The sequence below is a fragment of the Pristimantibacillus sp. Z349TD_6 genome (assembly GCF_056173205.1).
In genome coordinates, this window is record NZ_CM149662.1 from 4,895,562 (window position 1) to 4,910,889 (window position 15,328).

The 15,328-nt window shown below is 45.0% G+C and carries 17 protein-coding genes; 2 read left to right on the forward strand and 15 right to left on the reverse strand.

The window, feature by feature from the left end:
- Window positions 1-94: 94 nt before the first annotated feature.
- Window positions 95-769 (reverse strand): site-2 protease family protein, encoded by a 675-nt coding sequence (locus tag AC0VYE_RS21495; protein ID WP_076266879.1) that lies wholly within the window; start codon window positions 767-769, stop codon window positions 95-97.
- Window positions 769-1,767, reverse strand: a complete 999-nt coding sequence (gene prmA, locus AC0VYE_RS21500) for a 50S ribosomal protein L11 methyltransferase (protein ID WP_339203467.1) — start codon at window positions 1,765-1,767, stop codon at window positions 769-771. The genes AC0VYE_RS21495 and prmA overlap by 1 nt, the downstream gene beginning before the upstream one ends.
- Before the next feature lie 230 nt (window positions 1,768-1,997).
- Here prmA and AC0VYE_RS21505 point away from each other — a divergent pair, with 230 nt between their 5' ends.
- Window positions 1,998-2,228 carry a TetR/AcrR family transcriptional regulator gene (locus AC0VYE_RS21505; protein WP_475442829.1) on the forward strand — a complete coding sequence of 77 codons (231 nt, stop codon included), beginning with the start codon at window positions 1,998-2,000 and terminating at the stop codon, window positions 2,226-2,228.
- 13 nt (window positions 2,229-2,241) lie between these two features.
- The gene (locus tag AC0VYE_RS21510) at window positions 2,242-2,439 is read left to right on the forward strand and encodes a hypothetical protein (RefSeq protein WP_475442830.1); all 198 of its coding nucleotides are present in this window, start codon (window positions 2,242-2,244) and stop codon (window positions 2,437-2,439) included.
- Between the two features lie 58 nt (window positions 2,440-2,497).
- Here the strand turns inward: AC0VYE_RS21510 and AC0VYE_RS21515 are convergent, their stop codons facing one another.
- From AC0VYE_RS21515 to gpr, 13 genes are all read right to left on the reverse strand, one after another.
- Window positions 2,498-2,704 (reverse strand): hypothetical protein, encoded by a 207-nt coding sequence (locus tag AC0VYE_RS21515; RefSeq protein ID WP_475442831.1) that lies wholly within the window; start codon window positions 2,702-2,704, stop codon window positions 2,498-2,500.
- Window positions 2,704-2,871, reverse strand: a complete 168-nt coding sequence (locus AC0VYE_RS21520) for a YfhD family protein (RefSeq protein ID WP_076266875.1) — start codon at window positions 2,869-2,871, stop codon at window positions 2,704-2,706. The genes AC0VYE_RS21515 and AC0VYE_RS21520 overlap by 1 nt, the downstream gene beginning before the upstream one ends.
- Window positions 2,872-2,981: 110 nt before the next feature.
- Window positions 2,982-4,112 carry a molecular chaperone DnaJ gene (gene dnaJ / locus AC0VYE_RS21525; protein WP_076266874.1) on the reverse strand — a complete coding sequence of 377 codons (1,131 nt, stop codon included), beginning with the start codon at window positions 4,110-4,112 and terminating at the stop codon, window positions 2,982-2,984.
- 99 nt (window positions 4,113-4,211) lie between these two features.
- A complete protein-coding gene (dnaK, locus tag AC0VYE_RS21530; protein WP_076266873.1) occupies window positions 4,212-6,044 on the reverse strand; it encodes a molecular chaperone DnaK in 1,833 nt (610 codons plus the stop codon).
- Between the two features lie 83 nt (window positions 6,045-6,127).
- The gene (grpE, locus tag AC0VYE_RS21535; protein WP_076266872.1) at window positions 6,128-6,688 is read right to left on the reverse strand and encodes a nucleotide exchange factor GrpE; all 561 of its coding nucleotides are present in this window, start codon (window positions 6,686-6,688) and stop codon (window positions 6,128-6,130) included.
- A 52-nt stretch (window positions 6,689-6,740) separates the two neighbouring features.
- A complete protein-coding gene (gene hrcA / locus AC0VYE_RS21540) occupies window positions 6,741-7,766 on the reverse strand; it encodes a heat-inducible transcriptional repressor HrcA (RefSeq protein WP_076266871.1) in 1,026 nt (341 codons plus the stop codon).
- 261 nt (window positions 7,767-8,027) lie between these two features.
- Window positions 8,028-8,303: a hypothetical protein gene (locus AC0VYE_RS21545; RefSeq protein ID WP_076266870.1), complete on the reverse strand. Its 276-nt coding sequence runs from the start codon at window positions 8,301-8,303 to the stop codon at window positions 8,028-8,030.
- A 199-nt stretch (window positions 8,304-8,502) separates the two neighbouring features.
- The gene (locus AC0VYE_RS21550; RefSeq protein ID WP_076266869.1) at window positions 8,503-8,973 is read right to left on the reverse strand and encodes an N-acetyltransferase; all 471 of its coding nucleotides are present in this window, start codon (window positions 8,971-8,973) and stop codon (window positions 8,503-8,505) included.
- 83 nt (window positions 8,974-9,056) lie between these two features.
- Window positions 9,057-10,226 carry a radical SAM family heme chaperone HemW gene (hemW, locus tag AC0VYE_RS21555; RefSeq protein WP_475442833.1) on the reverse strand — a complete coding sequence of 390 codons (1,170 nt, stop codon included), beginning with the start codon at window positions 10,224-10,226 and terminating at the stop codon, window positions 9,057-9,059.
- 145 nt (window positions 10,227-10,371) lie between these two features.
- Window positions 10,372-12,189, reverse strand: a complete 1,818-nt coding sequence (gene lepA / locus AC0VYE_RS21560) for a translation elongation factor 4 (protein WP_076266867.1) — start codon at window positions 12,187-12,189, stop codon at window positions 10,372-10,374.
- Window positions 12,190-12,269: 80 nt separating this feature from the next.
- Window positions 12,270-12,707: a hypothetical protein gene (locus AC0VYE_RS21565; RefSeq protein WP_076266866.1), complete on the reverse strand. Its 438-nt coding sequence runs from the start codon at window positions 12,705-12,707 to the stop codon at window positions 12,270-12,272.
- 17 nt (window positions 12,708-12,724) lie between these two features.
- Entirely contained in the window at window positions 12,725-13,978 is a 1,254-nt protein-coding gene (gene spoIIP / locus AC0VYE_RS21570; RefSeq protein WP_475442835.1) for a stage II sporulation protein P, read from the reverse strand.
- A 203-nt stretch (window positions 13,979-14,181) separates the two neighbouring features.
- Window positions 14,182-15,189 (reverse strand): GPR endopeptidase, encoded by a 1,008-nt coding sequence (gene gpr, locus AC0VYE_RS21575; RefSeq protein ID WP_475442836.1) that lies wholly within the window; start codon window positions 15,187-15,189, stop codon window positions 14,182-14,184.
- Window positions 15,190-15,328: the final 139 nt, after the last annotated feature.

Below are 15,328 nucleotides of genomic sequence, written 5' to 3' on the forward strand. Positions count from 1 at the left end.
CCTTAAACAAATTCCATCCTTCATAATAACATGTTTGTATTCACTAAATCTATCAGAAACCGTTGCCAGCAGCCTGCGAGCGGCCGCCTAGCCTCTATAAGAAAATCTGGTAAACCCACGCAAACGTATTATTCATTAAATCTGCGCCTAACCCAAGTACAGGATCAAGTGTTACTTTACGAAGCGGCGGAATAAATACGATTAATAAAAAGATAAACATTCCCCACTGCACATTTTGATCCATCTTGTAACGAAGCTTTAGCGGCAACAGATCTGCGATGATCCGGTAGCCGTCAAGCGGAGGAAGCGGAATAAGGTTAAAAATAAACAATAAATAATTATACCAAATAAAATAATCAAAAAATCGATGTACAGCTGCATCCACACCGACAGATGCTCCGCTTAAAATATCTGAAGCCAAAATCGCAACATAAATAAAAATGCTTATCGTACCCATGAGCAAATTGCTTAACGGTCCTACTGCGGTCACTACAATGCTCATCATTCTCGGACTTTTGAATTTACTTGGATTTACCGGTACGGGTTTCGCCCATCCAAATCCGGCAATGAGAATCAACAGCGTCCCTAGCACATCCAAATGCACACGCGGGTTTAGGGTTACACGCCCAGCATTATAAGCAGTATCATCACCAAATTTATAAGCGCTGTAAGCATGAGCGAACTCATGCACGGTAAATGCGATAATTAAAGCCAATACGATAAATGGCAAATCCTCCAGCGGAAATCGCAAAAAGCTTTGCAAGTCCATTAAATCACCTGTGGCTTTCTCGCTACGATTGCGATCCAATCCTCATCGCGGCGCTTCTCAATAATTTCAAATCCATGACGAATTAATCCTTCTTCTACATCGGTTTCTTTATTTTTGTAAATGCCGGAAGCAATATAAATTCCGTTTGGTTTTAGTGCCGCATATACATCGTCCACAAACATCAGGATGATTTCTGCCAAAATATTAGCAACAACAAGATCTACAGGCACGGTAACTCTGAAAGCGCCATTCGCAGCTGCTTGTTCTCCTCCAGCAGATTCTTCCTTAATTACACCAAGCAAATCACTAAGCCGCACTTCAACTTTCTCGGAAAGATTGTTTAGCGACACGTTCTCTTTGGCACTGGAAACAGCGACGGGATCAAGGTCAACCGCAAGTACGCTCTTCGCGCCCAGCAGACAAGCTCCAATAGCGAGTATTCCCGAGCCTGTGCCGACATCAATGACTTCTTCTCCGCCACGAATGACAGACTCGAGCGTCTGCAGACACAAGGAGGTGGTAGGGTGTGTCCCTGTTCCAAAAGCCATTCCTGGATCCAGCTCGATTATGCGCTCATCCGGACCTGCTTCATACTCTTCCCAAGTTGGCTTAATCGTTAACTTATCTGAAATGCGAATCGGCTTGAAATATTGCTTCCACGCAGTAGCCCAATCCTCATCATCTACAGTTGCAACGATATATTCTACAGTTCCGGGATCAATATCAAATTCACGAAGCTCTTCGACACGAGGTCTAATCGCTGCAACTAGCGCATCGGTATCGGTGTCTTCTCCAAAATAGCCCTTGATGATCGCTTGGCCTTCTGGAATATCGTTAAGCGGCGTTTCGTACCATTGTCCAAATGATGTATCACGCTGTTTGCTGAGTGTACCCGATTCTTCAATGGATACGCCTCCTGCTCCCATCTCATGCAAAAAGTTGGATATCATCTCTTGCGCCTCTTCAGTTGTAGAAATTGTAAGTTCAAACCATTTCATATGTAATATCCTCCAATGCCAATCGTAAACGGCTATCGCCGACCGCGGTCGACTAGACAAACGTTTCGCTTTAAAAACCTAACATCTATTGTACACCAGAGTAGTGCCTTTGCACAAAAAAATGACACAAGAGACCGACTGCTGTATTTATGCTACAATCGTTACGGAATCTAGAAGAGTATAATTACAATTCCAGCAAGCTTTTTATCGTCGGGAGGTTTACTGCAATTATGTCACCTAGAAATATTGAAAAAGATCAGATGCTGCGTGTTGAGGGGCAGCGCCAAATACTAGAAGCAGCGATGCATGTTATAGCACGGCGAGGATTGCCAGCAACCAAGATAGCTGATATTGCTGCAACGGCCGGCATTAGCGTTGGCAACGTTTATAAATATTTTCGCTCAAAAGAGGACATATTCCAAGCGCTGGTAGAAAGCGGCAAAAAGAATACAGAGAGTTGATGTTGACGAAGCTTTGCTGCTTGGCACAAGAATCATAACGATGCAAGGCGCCCCTGGCAGAATTGAACTGGATTTAGCAAATCCGCTAACGAAACGAGCTGAACCATTCACTGCGGTTCGAAAGCATAGCAAGTACAGCGAATGGCGTGACATTCTCGTCCAATCGCTGCGCCCTGCACAGCTGGAGCTTCTAGAAGCAGCTCATATTTAATGGTTCAAACGAATAAAAGGGACTGAAGGCTATACTAGCCCACAGTCCCTTTTTATGTTTAAGTAATAATTGTATTTGCATTGCCGCCCATTTGTTTAATAAGATGAAGCGCGCGTTCGGCGACTTCATCATCTATGGTTGCCGTCAGCAATCCACTGTCAAGCAACCCATTCACTTCAATTGCACGCAGCGCTTGAAGCTTCCGCATCGTCTCCTGAGCAGCACCCTCACCCTCGAAGGTCGCTTGGATTTCAATAAGGCTCATTATGCCTGCTCGTTGCGCTCGTCGGCTGCAGCTGCACGCTGAGCAGCTTTGCGATCTGCTTCGTCAGCAAGCTCTTCAGAAAATTCCACATCTTCGTTTTCGCCTACAGGCAGGTTGCCAAAGTTTGTTTTCTCCAAGCTGTTATTGTTGTTGTTATTGTTTGTCATCGTATTAGTTCCCTCCGGTTGTGTATTGATGTATGGTTTTCCTACCCGAATAGAGTATGTTAATCCACCCCATTCTATACAGCCGTGGGAAGAAAAAAAGACGTGCCGGGTTATTCACCGCGGAACGCCTTTTTCATTTTTTCGAATATAGATTCATGATGTTCTTGATCATTCGATACGGAATCGCCGCTTAGCCCGCCAAACTGACGAAGCAGGTCCTTCTGATCATCCGTCAAGCTCGTTGGTGTTACGATAGTAACCTTCACATGCTGATCGCCTTGACCATATCCACGAAGCTTAGGAACACCCTTGCCTTTGAGTCTGAAGTAAGTGCCTGTTTGTGTGCCAGCTGGCACCTTGAGCTTCACTTTCTCCGTTAACGTAGGAATCTCAATTTCATCGCCAAGAGCTGCTTGCACGAATGTAAGCGGAACTTCGCAATAAATATCATCGCCTTCACGTTCGAAAAACTCATGCGGCTTCACACGGATAACAATATACAAGTCGCCCGCAGGACCGCCGCGAAGACCGCCCTCACCCTCGCCAGACATACGGATTTGAGCTCCGTCATCTACGCCGGCTGGAATACGGATGTTGATTTTGCGTTGACGCTTCACTTTACCCGCGCCATGGCAAGTTGTACATTTATCTTTTATTACGCGGCCTGTTCCGCTGCAATTCGTACAAGCACGACGGTTGACCATACGGCCAAATGGCGTATTTTGAACAACCTCCTGCTGTCCGCTGCCCTTACAAACCGAACAGCTCTCCGGCTTCGTACCCGGCTTAGCTCCATCACCATGACAGGTATCGCAAGTTTCTGTTCTAGGAATCGTAATTTCAGTTTCTTTGCCGAATACCGCTTCCTTAAACTCAACTGTCATTGTATATTGCAGGTCATTGCCGCGCTGCGGTGCATTCGGATCACGACGACCGCCTCCGCCGCCAAAAAACATGTCGAAAATATCGCCGAAGCCTCCGCCGAAATCAGCCCCGCCTCCGCCGCCCATACCTTGGTTTGGATCAACATGGCCGAACCGGTCATACGTTGAACGTTTTCCATCGTCACTTAGTACATCGTATGCTTCTTTAACTTCCTTGAACTTCGTTTCTGCATCTGCAGCTTTATTTACATCGGGATGATATTGACGTGCTAGCTGACGGTATGATTTTTTAATATCGTCTGCTGAAGCATCCTTGCCAACACCAAGAACCTCATAATAATCGCGTTTGCTTGCCACCTGTTCTCACCTCCGCTATATATCCTATGATTCCTCTATAAGCACGAAAGGAGGTCAAAGCCAGGTAGCGCCTGTCTTTGACCTCTCGCTCGCTACACTTTATTTATTATCGTCAACCACTTCATAGTCAGCGTCTACTACATTGTCTTTGCCTTTTGCAGCGCCGCCAGCTTCTGGGCCAGCACCTTCAGCTGCTTGTGAAGCTTGCTCATAAAGCTTAACTGAAAGCTGTTGAACGATTTCAGTCAGCTCTTCAGCTGCTGCATTGATTTGCTCAAGATCGTCTGTTGCAAGTGCTGCAACTACTTTCTCTTTTGCAGCGTTAGCTTTTTCGATTTCAGCAGCATCAACTTTATCGCCAAGATCTTTAATTGTTTTGTCAACGGAGTAAACCAATTGGTCAGCGCTGTTTTTCGCTTCAACAAGGTCGCGACGTTTGCGATCTTCTTCAGCGTTAAGCTCAGCGTCTTTCATCATTTGGTTGATTTCATCATCGCTCAGGCCGCTTGAAGATGTAATCGTAATTTTTTGGCTCTTGCCTGTTCCTTTATCAAGAGCAGACACGTTTACGATACCGTTCGCATCGATGTCGAAAGTAACTTCGATTTGCGGAACGCCGCGTGGTGCTAGAGGAATATCGTTCAATGTGAAACGACCAAGCGTTTTGTTGCCTGCCGCCATCGAGCGCTCACCTTGCAAGACGTGAATTTCAACGCCCGGTTGATTGTCCGCATATGTGGAGTACACTTGCGATTTGCTTGTAGGAATTGTAGTGTTACGATCGATCATCTTAGTGAACACGCCGCCAGCTGTTTCAATACCAAGCGACAATGGAGTAACGTCAAGCAATACAACGTCTTTCACATCGCCAGTCAATACGCCCGCTTGTACAGCTGCGCCAAGAGCTACAACCTCATCCGGGTTAACCCCTTTATGCGGTTCTTTGCCGATCAATTTTTTAACTGCTTCTTGTACCGCTGGAATACGAGTCGATCCGCCCACAAGTACAACTTTATCGATATCGCTTGGGGACATTCCTGCATCGCTAAGCGCTTGACGAGTAGGTCCAAGCGTACGCTCTACAAGGGAAGCTGCAAGCTCTTCAAATTTCGCGCGAGTAAGGCTAAGCTCCAAATGCTGAGGAACGCCGTCAACCATTGTAATGAACGGAAGAGAGATAGCTGAAGTCAATACGCCGGAAAGTTCTTTTTTCGCTTTCTCAGCAGCATCTTTCAAACGTTGAACAGCTGATTTATCTTTGGAAAGATCAATGCCTTGCTCTTTCTTGAATTCAGCAACAAGGTGATCGATGACAACTTGGTCAAAGTCATCTCCGCCTAGTTTGTTGTCGCCGCTTGTCGCTTTAACTTCGAAGAAGCCATCGCCAAGCTCAAGAATGGAAACGTCAAATGTACCGCCGCCAAGGTCATAAACAAGAATCGTTTGATCTTCTGTTTTCTCAAGGCCGTAAGCCAGTGCTGCAGCTGTTGGCTCGTTGACAATACGAAGAACTTCAAGACCAGCAATTTTACCAGCATCTTTAGTCGCTTGACGTTGGCTGTCATTGAAATAAGCAGGAACCGTAATAACGGCTTGCGTTACCGTTTGACCCAAGTAAGCTTCAGCATCAGCTTTCAATTTTTGCAAAATGATTGCAGAAATCTCTTGTGGTGTGTAATCTTTATCGTCAATTTTTTCTTTGTGGTTCGTACCAATGTGGCGTTTAATCGAGCTAATTGTACGATCAGGGTTTGTGATCGCTTGACGTTTTGCTGTTTCACCAACAACACGCTCGCCGTCTTTCTTAAAACCTACTACGGAAGGAGTTGTGCGGTTGCCTTCCGGGTTAGGAATAACAACTGCTTCTCCGCCCTCCATTACTGCTACGCAAGAGTTTGTTGTACCAAGGTCAATACCAATTACTTTACTCATAGCTATAGTTCCTCCTACAATTTTTATATTTTATCCTAATAACAGCTTGCTTTGTCTCATTTATTGAGAAAAAGTTTTACCGTTTAACTGCTTACTTTAACCATCGCTGGACGCAATACCTTGTCTTTCAAGATATAGCCCTTCTGAACTTCCTCAACAATGATACCCTCTTCATGCTCATCGGAATCTACAGTCATAATCGCTTGATGGAATTCAGGGTTAAAAGGCTCGCCAACTACGTTCATAGCTTTAAGGCCTTCCTGCTCAAGTGTTGACTCGAGTTGACGGAAAATCATGTCTACACCCTTCGCAAGTGATTCAAAATCACCGTTAACAGATGCGGCTGCAACAGCGCGCTCAAAATTATCTACAACCGGAAGCAGTTGACCGATCAGCTTCATCGATGCGTACTGTCCGAGTTCTTCTTTTTCTTTCATTGTACGACGGCGGAAGTTATCGAAATCCGCTTGTGCGCGCAAGAAGCGCTGCTCTTTCTCCTCAGCCAGCTTCACAAGCTCCGCATACCGCGAATCTTCTTCCACAACCTCGTTTACAGTATCCTCGCTTGCTTGATCTGATTGCTCAGCAGATACCACTTCTTCTACAGCCTCGGCTGCCTCATTATGTTGTTCTTTCGTACTCATGCAATCACCTCCTAAAAAAGTTTACGAAGTAAACTTGGCAAAATATCATTAATTACTTATACCAACGGCCAAGAAGAACCGCCATATCCTTGGATATAATATCCAACAAACTAATGACTTTGCCGTATTCCATTCGCGTTGGTCCTAGAATGCCGATCGTTCCCAGCGATTGGCCATCAATGGCATAGGTTGCTGTGATAAGACTGCAATCGCTAATTGCCTTATGGTCATTTTCTGTCCCGATACGTACTTGTATACCTGACGGAAGGCCGGAAAACATTTTCATTATGGCTGGTGTCTCATCAAGCAAATCCAAAATCGTTTTTACTTTGTCTACATCCTTGAATTCAGGCTGTGTCAGCATATTGGTTGTTCCGCCTAAGAAGATTCGGTGCTCATCCTCATTCTGCAATGCATGATCCAGTACCTGCAGCAGCTGTTCATAGTGATCAACATGCCTCTCAAGCTCTTGCCCAACTTCAGTGTAAAGCTTCGACCTTAGACGAATCAGCGGAACGCCAACCAATCTCGTGTTTAAAATGTTAACGACCTTTTCCATATCGTCCATTTTCAGGCCGTCAGGAATTGAAATCGTCCGATTTTCAACATGTCCGGTGTTCGTCACAATAATAGCAACTGCTGATGTTTGATCAAGCGGCACAAGGCCAAAATGCTTAAGCGATGTGCTGAACATTTCAGGTCCAAGCAAAATAGATGTGTAATTGGTTAAATTGGAGAGAATCATCGCCGTTTGTTGAATAACCTGCTCCATTTGATTCATTTTGTCCGTTACGAACGAGCGAACCACACCAATGTCTTTCTCATCCACTTCGCTAAGCTTTATTAAATGGTCGACATAATAACGGTAACCTTTCGTTGATGGAACACGCCCTGCTGACGTGTGCGGCTGCTCTAAGAAGCCCAGCTCCTCCAAATCCGCCATTTCATTGCGAATGGTTGCCGGACTAAAGCCTACGTCGCCGCGCTTCGAAATACTGCGTGAGCCTACTGGTTCAGCCGAGCGAATATAATCATCCACTATTGCATGTAAAATCATCCGTTGTCTCTCCGTCAGCATTCGAATTCCCCCTACGTAAATGTCAAATCCGTTATTTCGATGTACCTTCGTTAGCACTCAATCCAATCGAGTGCTAATCATTACTACAAAAATACCAAACCAGCTTGTCGATTGTCAAGTCAGTTCGGCATTTTTCATGCGCCTAATTCAATTTAAACATCTTGTAAACGATTTAATCACACAAGGAAACTCCGCTGTGGCTTAAAGAAAAGCCGCTTTGCCAGCAATATATGTTGGCACAGCGGCTTATTCTACAAACAATTACACTTTATGAACTCTTCCTGCTTCATCTGTTGCAAACTTTTCTCTTCTCACGCGATTTTCACCTTGGTATAGCTCTACAATACGATAAGGTGAAACGGAGTCATCTATAATAACTTTCCAGCCATTTGTATTTAGCAAAGCGAACAGTTCATCGTAACCCATTGCTTTAAAACCATAAAACCCGCTAAATCCTGCCCATTTCTTCAAAAGCACTGTCGTTACATGCTTTAGCTTATCCTCTACTGCTACGATTTGATCTTTTTTTTGGCTCATTTTTATTTCTCCTCTATATGACAATAAACATCTACCTTGACTATATACCAAAACGCGCAGCATTACTATCAACGAGTTCGGACAAACTAACATATTAGTTGAATGAAACAAAAAAACCACTTACCCAATAGTCCTAATGCAAGCGCTAAAGGAGAGTGGTTTATTTTCAATAAAAGAAGATGCGTTCAGAAAATGGGCTTTAATTCAGCATTCTCAGAACAGCTATTTCATCGCAAGCAAGCTGCTTTGGACAGTTGATGCAATCCTTCCAAACCTTTTCGGGGAAAATTTCCTTATCAACGACCTTGAAGCCATTTTTCTCAAAAAAGGAAACGGCATAAGTTAAAGCCATCACCTTCGGAATTTGCTGCTCTCTAGCCTGCTCGATCAACGCTTCTACCAACTTGCTGCCGATCCCTACGCCCTTGTAGCCATCCGACATGCCAAGCGAGCGAATCTCAACCAATTCTTTCCCTAGCCGCAGCAGTGAACCGCAGCCGACAACTTCTTCCCCAATTTCCGCGACGACGAATGTATCTATCATATATTCGAGCGCTTCCCGAGTGCGAGGCAGCATAATGCCTTGCTCTGCATAACCTTTAATTAATTCAAACAATGTCTCAATATCATTAGACGTTGCTTTTCGACATACGACCTGTACTGCCTGCATTTGTGCATTCGCCTCCACCCGGTGCAAGATCAAAATCAATATGAATAAATATACACCACAACGAATTTTTTCTCAAGAGTATTTTAGCCGTTATATCCGATAAAAGCACCAAAAACTTCGTTCCCGAGAAGCACACCTTTGTCAGTCAACCGATAAATGATATCGTCTTCTGTTTGCTCAGCTTCCAGCAGGCCATCCTTCATTAATTTATGAATAACATCACCGAACTTGTCCTCCAGTTTCTGGCCTTCGAATTGATTCGAGAAGCGTGATGCCGGAACTCCGCTTAGCAGCCTGAGCCCAACCATCATTAAATCCTCCATCGCTTCAGCCTCAGTAACTTCAAACGTTTCAAGGCGCGGAAGCTTGCTTGATGCCGCATCGATATACGGTGTAATCCCTTTTAAATTAACATGACGCATGCGATTGACATAACCATGTGCGCCCGCTCCGAGGCCGTAATACGGCTCATTTCGCCAGTAGGTGGAATTATGGCGGCTTTCATAACCTGGTTCGGCGAAATTGCTAATCTCATAGTGGCCGTATCCATTTTGTTTCAACATGTCCATTAGCAAAATAAACATATTAAACTCTTCTTCCTCTGGAGGCAAAGGCAGCTCGTTGCGCTCATAGAGCTTATGGAACAACGTATTTTCTTCTACTTTTAGACTGTAGATGGAGTAATGGGGCAATCCCAGCTCCATCGCTTTGTTCACACTGTCTCTTAACAGCTCAACCGTTTGACCTGGCAGGCCAAACATCAAATCGATGGATAAGTTAGTAAATCCAACTTTGCGTGCATTCTCGATACTGCGATATACATCTTCTACGCTATGAATGCGGCCAATACGCTCCAGCAATCCATTATCAAAGGATTGAACCCCGAAGCTGATTCGGTTCACGCCGCCTTCCTTCATAGCTGTCAGCTTGTCTATGTCCGTTGTGCCTGGATTCGCTTCCATCGTAAACTCCACATCTGGAGCAAGCGGGAAATAAGTGCGTACTGCTTTTAGAAATCTTTCCATTTGCGGAGGAGTCAGTACGGTAGGCGTACCTCCACCAACAAAAACAGTATCAATTTCTACTGGCGGCCATTCCGCAACTGTACGCTGCATTTCTTGCTCAAGCGCATCGAGATACTGATCAACAGGCTGTCCCTTTAGTACATAGGAAGTGAAATCGCAATAATGACATTTATTCGTGCAAAAAGGGATGTGTATATATAAAGCGCGTGGTGATTGCGTCATGTTCATCGTTAACATTCTCCTTCAAGCGTAAACGGCTGGCACTGCATTAGAGCGGCAGGCTCACGTCCCGCGTTGAAATATAAGTCGGTAAATACAGTTCACTTAAAATAGAAAAGAGGGAGAGCTGCGCCCTCCCTCATCCTCGTACGTTTTAATCCTCGCCGATTTTGAGTACCGCCATGAACGCTTCCTGCGGCACCTCTACACTACCTACTTGCTTCATCCGCTTCTTGCCTTCCTTCTGCTTCTCAAGCAGCTTCCGCTTCCGGCTAATGTCACCGCCGTAGCATTTGGCAAGAACGTTTTTACGCATTGCTTTTACTGTCTCACGCGATATGATTTTGTTGCCGATAGATGCTTGAATCGGCACCTCGAACATTTGACGCGGAATAAGTTCCTTCAGCTTTTCACAAATAACCTTGCCGCGTTGGTAAGCACGATCGCGGTGGACAATGACAGACAAAGCATCAACCTGTTCGTTGTTAAGCATGATGTCCATTTTGACCAGATTGGATCTGCGGTAGCCGGATATCTCGTAATCGAACGATGCATATCCCTTCGTGCTTGATTTCAACTGATCGAAGAAATCATACACAATTTCTGACAAAGGTAATTGATACGTAAGCGTTACACGATTCAAATCCAAATATTCCATATTCACGAACTCGCCCCGCTTGTTCTGGCAAAGCTCCATAATTGCGCCGACATAGTCGTTTGGTACAATGATAGCAGCCTTAACGAAAGGCTCTTCTACGAAGTCAAGCTTGCCTGCTTCAGGATAGTTCGATGGATTATCAATCTCCATCGTTTCGCCATTTGTCAGTGTAATTTTGTAAATTACGCTCGGTGCTGTCGTAATAAGCGGGATGTTGAATTCACGTTCAATTCGTTCTTGAATAATTTCCATATGAAGCAAGCCAAGAAATCCACAGCGGTAACCAAAACCCAAAGCAGTTGATGATTCCGGCTCATATTTGAGTGATGCATCGTTAAGCTCCAGCTTCTCAAGCGCATCACGCAAGTCATTATAGTCCTGTGTCTCGATTGGATAGAGTCCGCAGAATACCATCGGGTTAATCTGACGATAGCCAGGCAGACGTTCAGGTGCAGGTTTCTTCGCATCCGTAATTGTATCACCGACACGCGTGTCCTTCACGTTCTTGATGCCCGCAACGACAAAGCCAACATCACCGACCGCAAGCTCCTTCACGATCGCCATGTTCGGCATGAATGCCCCAACCTCGATGACCTCGAATTCTGCTCCCGTTGCCATAAACTTAATTTTATTGCCTGCTTTGATGCTTCCATCCATAACTCGTACATAAACGATTACGCCTTTGTAGGGATCATAATGGGAGTCAAAAATAAGCGCTTTAAGCGGCTGATCTGGATCTCCTTCTGGTGAAGGCATCTTTGTAACAACCTGCTCCAGTATTTCCTTAATGCCGATTCCCGCTTTTGCGGAAGCAAGTACCGCGTCGCTGGCGTCCAATCCAATGACATCTTCGATTTCCTGCTTTACCCGTTCAGGCTCCGCACTTGGCAAATCGATCTTGTTAATAACAGGTACGATCTCCAAATTGTTGTCTAACGCCAAGTATACGTTAGCCAGCGTTTGAGCTTCAATGCCTTGCGCAGCATCAACAACGAGCAAAGCACCTTCACAAGCAGCGAGACTGCGTGAAACCTCGTATGTAAAGTCGACGTGTCCAGGCGTGTCAATCAGATTGAGTATATACTCGATCCCGTCATCTGCCTTATATGCCAAGCGTACCGCTTGCAGCTTGATGGTAATTCCGCGTTCCCGCTCCAAATCCATTTTGTCAAGAACCTGCTCTTGCATCTCGCGAGATGTCAAAGCGCCGGTGAATTCTAAGATCCGGTCAGCAAGCGTAGACTTTCCGTGGTCTATATGCGCGATAATGGAAAAATTCCTAATTCTCTTTTGTCGGTCACGTACGTCAGTCATGCCTAACCCCCACAATTTCCAATAATGCTAATCATTCCTCCTATTATATCAGTTAAGGGGAAGACCAGCAATGTTCATTATCACTTCGTCAGCCCATCGAATATAGATACGACCATTCGAATGCCTTCACTTGACATATTTTGCAGCAAACCAGATGTTGAATCTGCGATCTTATTTACTGCTGGCTGGTCACTCTTAAGCGGAAGACCAGGCATCCTTTCATTTTCAGCAGGAAAGGTTTCAGCCGTTTCTCCTGTAGTATCGCCATCATATGCAGCAAGCCGCTTTAGTTCTTTAAGCTCCTGCTCAAGCTGGGCAATCTTTTGCTGCTGTTCCTTTTGAAAATCATTAACTGGCTGTACATTCTGCTCTGTCTGCGGAATCTCTGTGTACCCGCTTGAGCCTTCTATAGGTCCATATATACGCTCGATGCCCGAAGAGGACATATCAATGCCATACATGATGATAATCGCCAAAGCACCGCCCAGCACCGTCCATTTTAGCGCATTTCGTTTCACTTATTCTTCGCCCCCTCCTACTTTTTTGTTGATGCCTTCTCGTCTGCCCAGTAAATTTCGGAAATAACTGCTGCTAGCGCATCCGCTGTTCGATAGGACTCTTCGAGGGTGTTGTCTACGCCCCCTACCTCAATAAGCACATTATCCTCAGCTAGCGATTGATTGTATTCGGCATTGCCTGCTGAGGCTGTTTTGCCCCAAATTCCGCGAGAGATGCCTGGATATTTTTTTTCGAGCGCTTCATGAATTTTAGTCGCAAAGGCTTCATTTTTTTCCCAATTGGGATTTTTATGGCCGATAATGAAATAAACCTGCGCATAGCTTTTGCCATCAATATCGATGGTCGTTTCTTTCCGCCTTTGCGAGTCACGGTGAAGATCAAAGAAAAACTTCAAATCCTTGCTGCTGGCAATGGCTTCTTTCACCGTCTTCATCGAATATTTATAGGAATAATTCCAATCATAACCTTTAATCGCCGTTGGATAATCAGTGTTCGAGTGCTGTGCACCTACACCCTTCTCCTCCAGCTTCTGGGCAAGCCGTTTGCCAACCAGCGTAATATTTTTTGTACTAGAATTCGGATCTTTCTTCTTGTCTGTCAGCTCAGGGTACCAGGATTCGCGATTATGCGAGTGATAGATAAAAGCTACTTTCTTCCCGCCAGTCGTAGGCTTCGCCGGTTCGCCGTTATCACCTTCGCCATTTCCTGTAGATGGCTTGTCTGTCTGTACCGGCAGCGGCTCCTCCTCATTCTCTTCTGTCGTCCCGTTGTTCGATACATCTGTTCCTGTATCCTCATGCAATTCACCAAGCGGATCATATGTAATCGGTGCATTATCTTCCGGCCCCACCGCTGTATCCGTACCGATGCCCTTGCGAATTAAGTAAGCATCATTAACCCCCATGCCAGGCAGCTCGCCTGCAAGCAAGCTTTTGGGATCGTTAGGATTAATATCCGTTAAAGCTCTCATAAGAAACGCGCTAATTTGCTTTGATGTAAACGTATCTGTCTCCCGACTGCTTTGAAATGCAGGCATCTCCATCTCTAGCATATCCCCAAAAAAACCGCTCGATACAGCAGCAGCAAAACCTTTCATTGAATTTACAGGCGAAGCCGTCGTTTGCTGATGCGCCATACCCGCTGCTCCTAACAAAATAAAAAATACCATTGAGCAAAATGAGAGCAACGCGAATGTACGTCCCGTTACTAGCAATTGTCTCACTCGTCTACTTTCCTTCCCTATATCAAGCAGCATAATTTTTCTTTTCATTGGTTTATTACCTCCCGCTTCATAGTGCTAGCCGCATTAGTCACTACTAAACTATGAGAGTGATAGAGTTCATAGAACCAAATCTATGTGGAATAATTAGCGTTGATAGAGTTATAGGGATACAGAATAGCAAATCGAGCAAAAAAAGAAGCTGTCCAAAGGTTATGCCTTTAGAAAGCCTCTTTCTTAATTATCATAGGAATTTAATGCGTATACGCCGCAACATTGCTTGAATCAACCGCTTCGTGCAGCGATGCATTTAGCCCGCTTGCTATAATGTTGGCGATATCCTCTATAAATTCATCAATTTCCTTTGGCGTAACCAGCAGATCATGGCCAAGCGGGCTGAGCACTTCCCTGACAAGCTGCAGCCTCTCGTTTTCTTCCATCTGATTTACCAAACCTAAAATTTGATCCGAATTTGCGCTTTGTTTCTTAAAATGACTGCTCATCATCTCAAGTGTGTTATTGACGATGGTCGAAGCATAAACAACGGTAGGCACTCCGATCGCAATGACCGGGACACCTAAAATTTCTTTTGTAAGCCCTTTTCTCTTATTACCGATGCCGGAGCCCGGGTGAATGCCTGTATCTGCAATTTGGATCGTTGTATTCACTCTCTCTAATGCTTTAGATGCTAATGCATCAATCGCAATGACGAGTTCCGGACTCGTCTTCTCAACGATACCTTGAACGATTTCACTGGATTCAATACCCGTTATGCCAAGCACTCCAGGCGCTACCGCACTTACCGCGCGATAACCAGGCGCCACTTGATCAGGCATCAGCTCGAAAAAATGGCGAGTGACCATTACATTCTCAACAACAATTGGACCAAGCGCATCAGGCGTAACATTCCAATTGCCTAAACCTACAATTAGAACTCGCGCTGTTTTATTTATGGATAACCGTTCAAGGAAAGCTTCAAAATGTTTGGCAAACTGTGTCGCCACCCTATCCTGCAGCCCAGTATCCCCTTTTCGCAGCTCCGGAACCTCAATCGTCACATAATGCCCTTGCATTTTGCCAATGGCCTGAGCGCCTTGTTCGTTTTGAACATGCAGCTGCGTAATCGTTATTCCTTCATCTTCAGTAGTTTCGGATTGTATGCCAGGTATAGGCCCGCCGCTTGGCGCCTCTGCCATCTCCTTCGCTTCAAGCGCCAAGTCTGTTCTAACATTATATTTTTGCAAATCAAGTTCGTTCTCCATTGCTCATTCTCCCTTCAAACACCAGTTCTGATGTTATTGTTTGCAGATGGATTATTTTCATACTCGTAGATGAGCCTTCATCCTTACGGAATACAGTTTTTATAAGGAGCTTCCTGCTATTGCTTTTTGAGGAGTGGCA

Coding starts and splice junctions, on each gene's coding strand:
- gpr (WP_475442836.1), bottom strand. CDS start 15,189: ATGGAGAACGAACTTGATTTGCAAAAATATAATGTTAGAACAGACTTG.
- AC0VYE_RS21505 (WP_475442829.1), top strand. CDS start 1,998: ATGTCACCTAGAAATATTGAAAAAGATCAGATGCTGCGTGTTGAGGGG.
- prmA (WP_339203467.1), bottom strand. CDS start 1,767: ATGAAATGGTTTGAACTTACAATTTCTACAACTGAAGAGGCGCAAGAG.
- dnaK (WP_076266873.1), bottom strand. CDS start 6,044: ATGAGTAAAGTAATTGGTATTGACCTTGGTACAACAAACTCTTGCGTA.
- AC0VYE_RS21495 (WP_076266879.1), bottom strand. CDS start 769: ATGGACTTGCAAAGCTTTTTGCGATTTCCGCTGGAGGATTTGCCATTT.
- AC0VYE_RS21545 (WP_076266870.1), bottom strand. CDS start 8,303: ATGAGCCAAAAAAAAGATCAAATCGTAGCAGTAGAGGATAAGCTAAAG.
- lepA (WP_076266867.1), bottom strand. CDS start 12,189: ATGACTGACGTACGTGACCGACAAAAGAGAATTAGGAATTTTTCCATT.
- spoIIP (WP_475442835.1), bottom strand. CDS start 13,978: ATGAAAAGAAAAATTATGCTGCTTGATATAGGGAAGGAAAGTAGACGA.
- grpE (WP_076266872.1), bottom strand. CDS start 6,688: ATGAGTACGAAAGAACAACATAATGAGGCAGCCGAGGCTGTAGAAGAA.
- AC0VYE_RS21515 (WP_475442831.1), bottom strand. CDS start 2,704: ATGAGCCTTATTGAAATCCAAGCGACCTTCGAGGGTGAGGGTGCTGCT.
- AC0VYE_RS21520 (WP_076266875.1), bottom strand. CDS start 2,871: ATGACAAACAATAACAACAACAATAACAGCTTGGAGAAAACAAACTTT.
- hrcA (WP_076266871.1), bottom strand. CDS start 7,766: ATGCTGACGGAGAGACAACGGATGATTTTACATGCAATAGTGGATGAT.
- AC0VYE_RS21550 (WP_076266869.1), bottom strand. CDS start 8,973: ATGCAGGCAGTACAGGTCGTATGTCGAAAAGCAACGTCTAATGATATT.
- hemW (WP_475442833.1), bottom strand. CDS start 10,226: ATGAACATGACGCAATCACCACGCGCTTTATATATACACATCCCTTTT.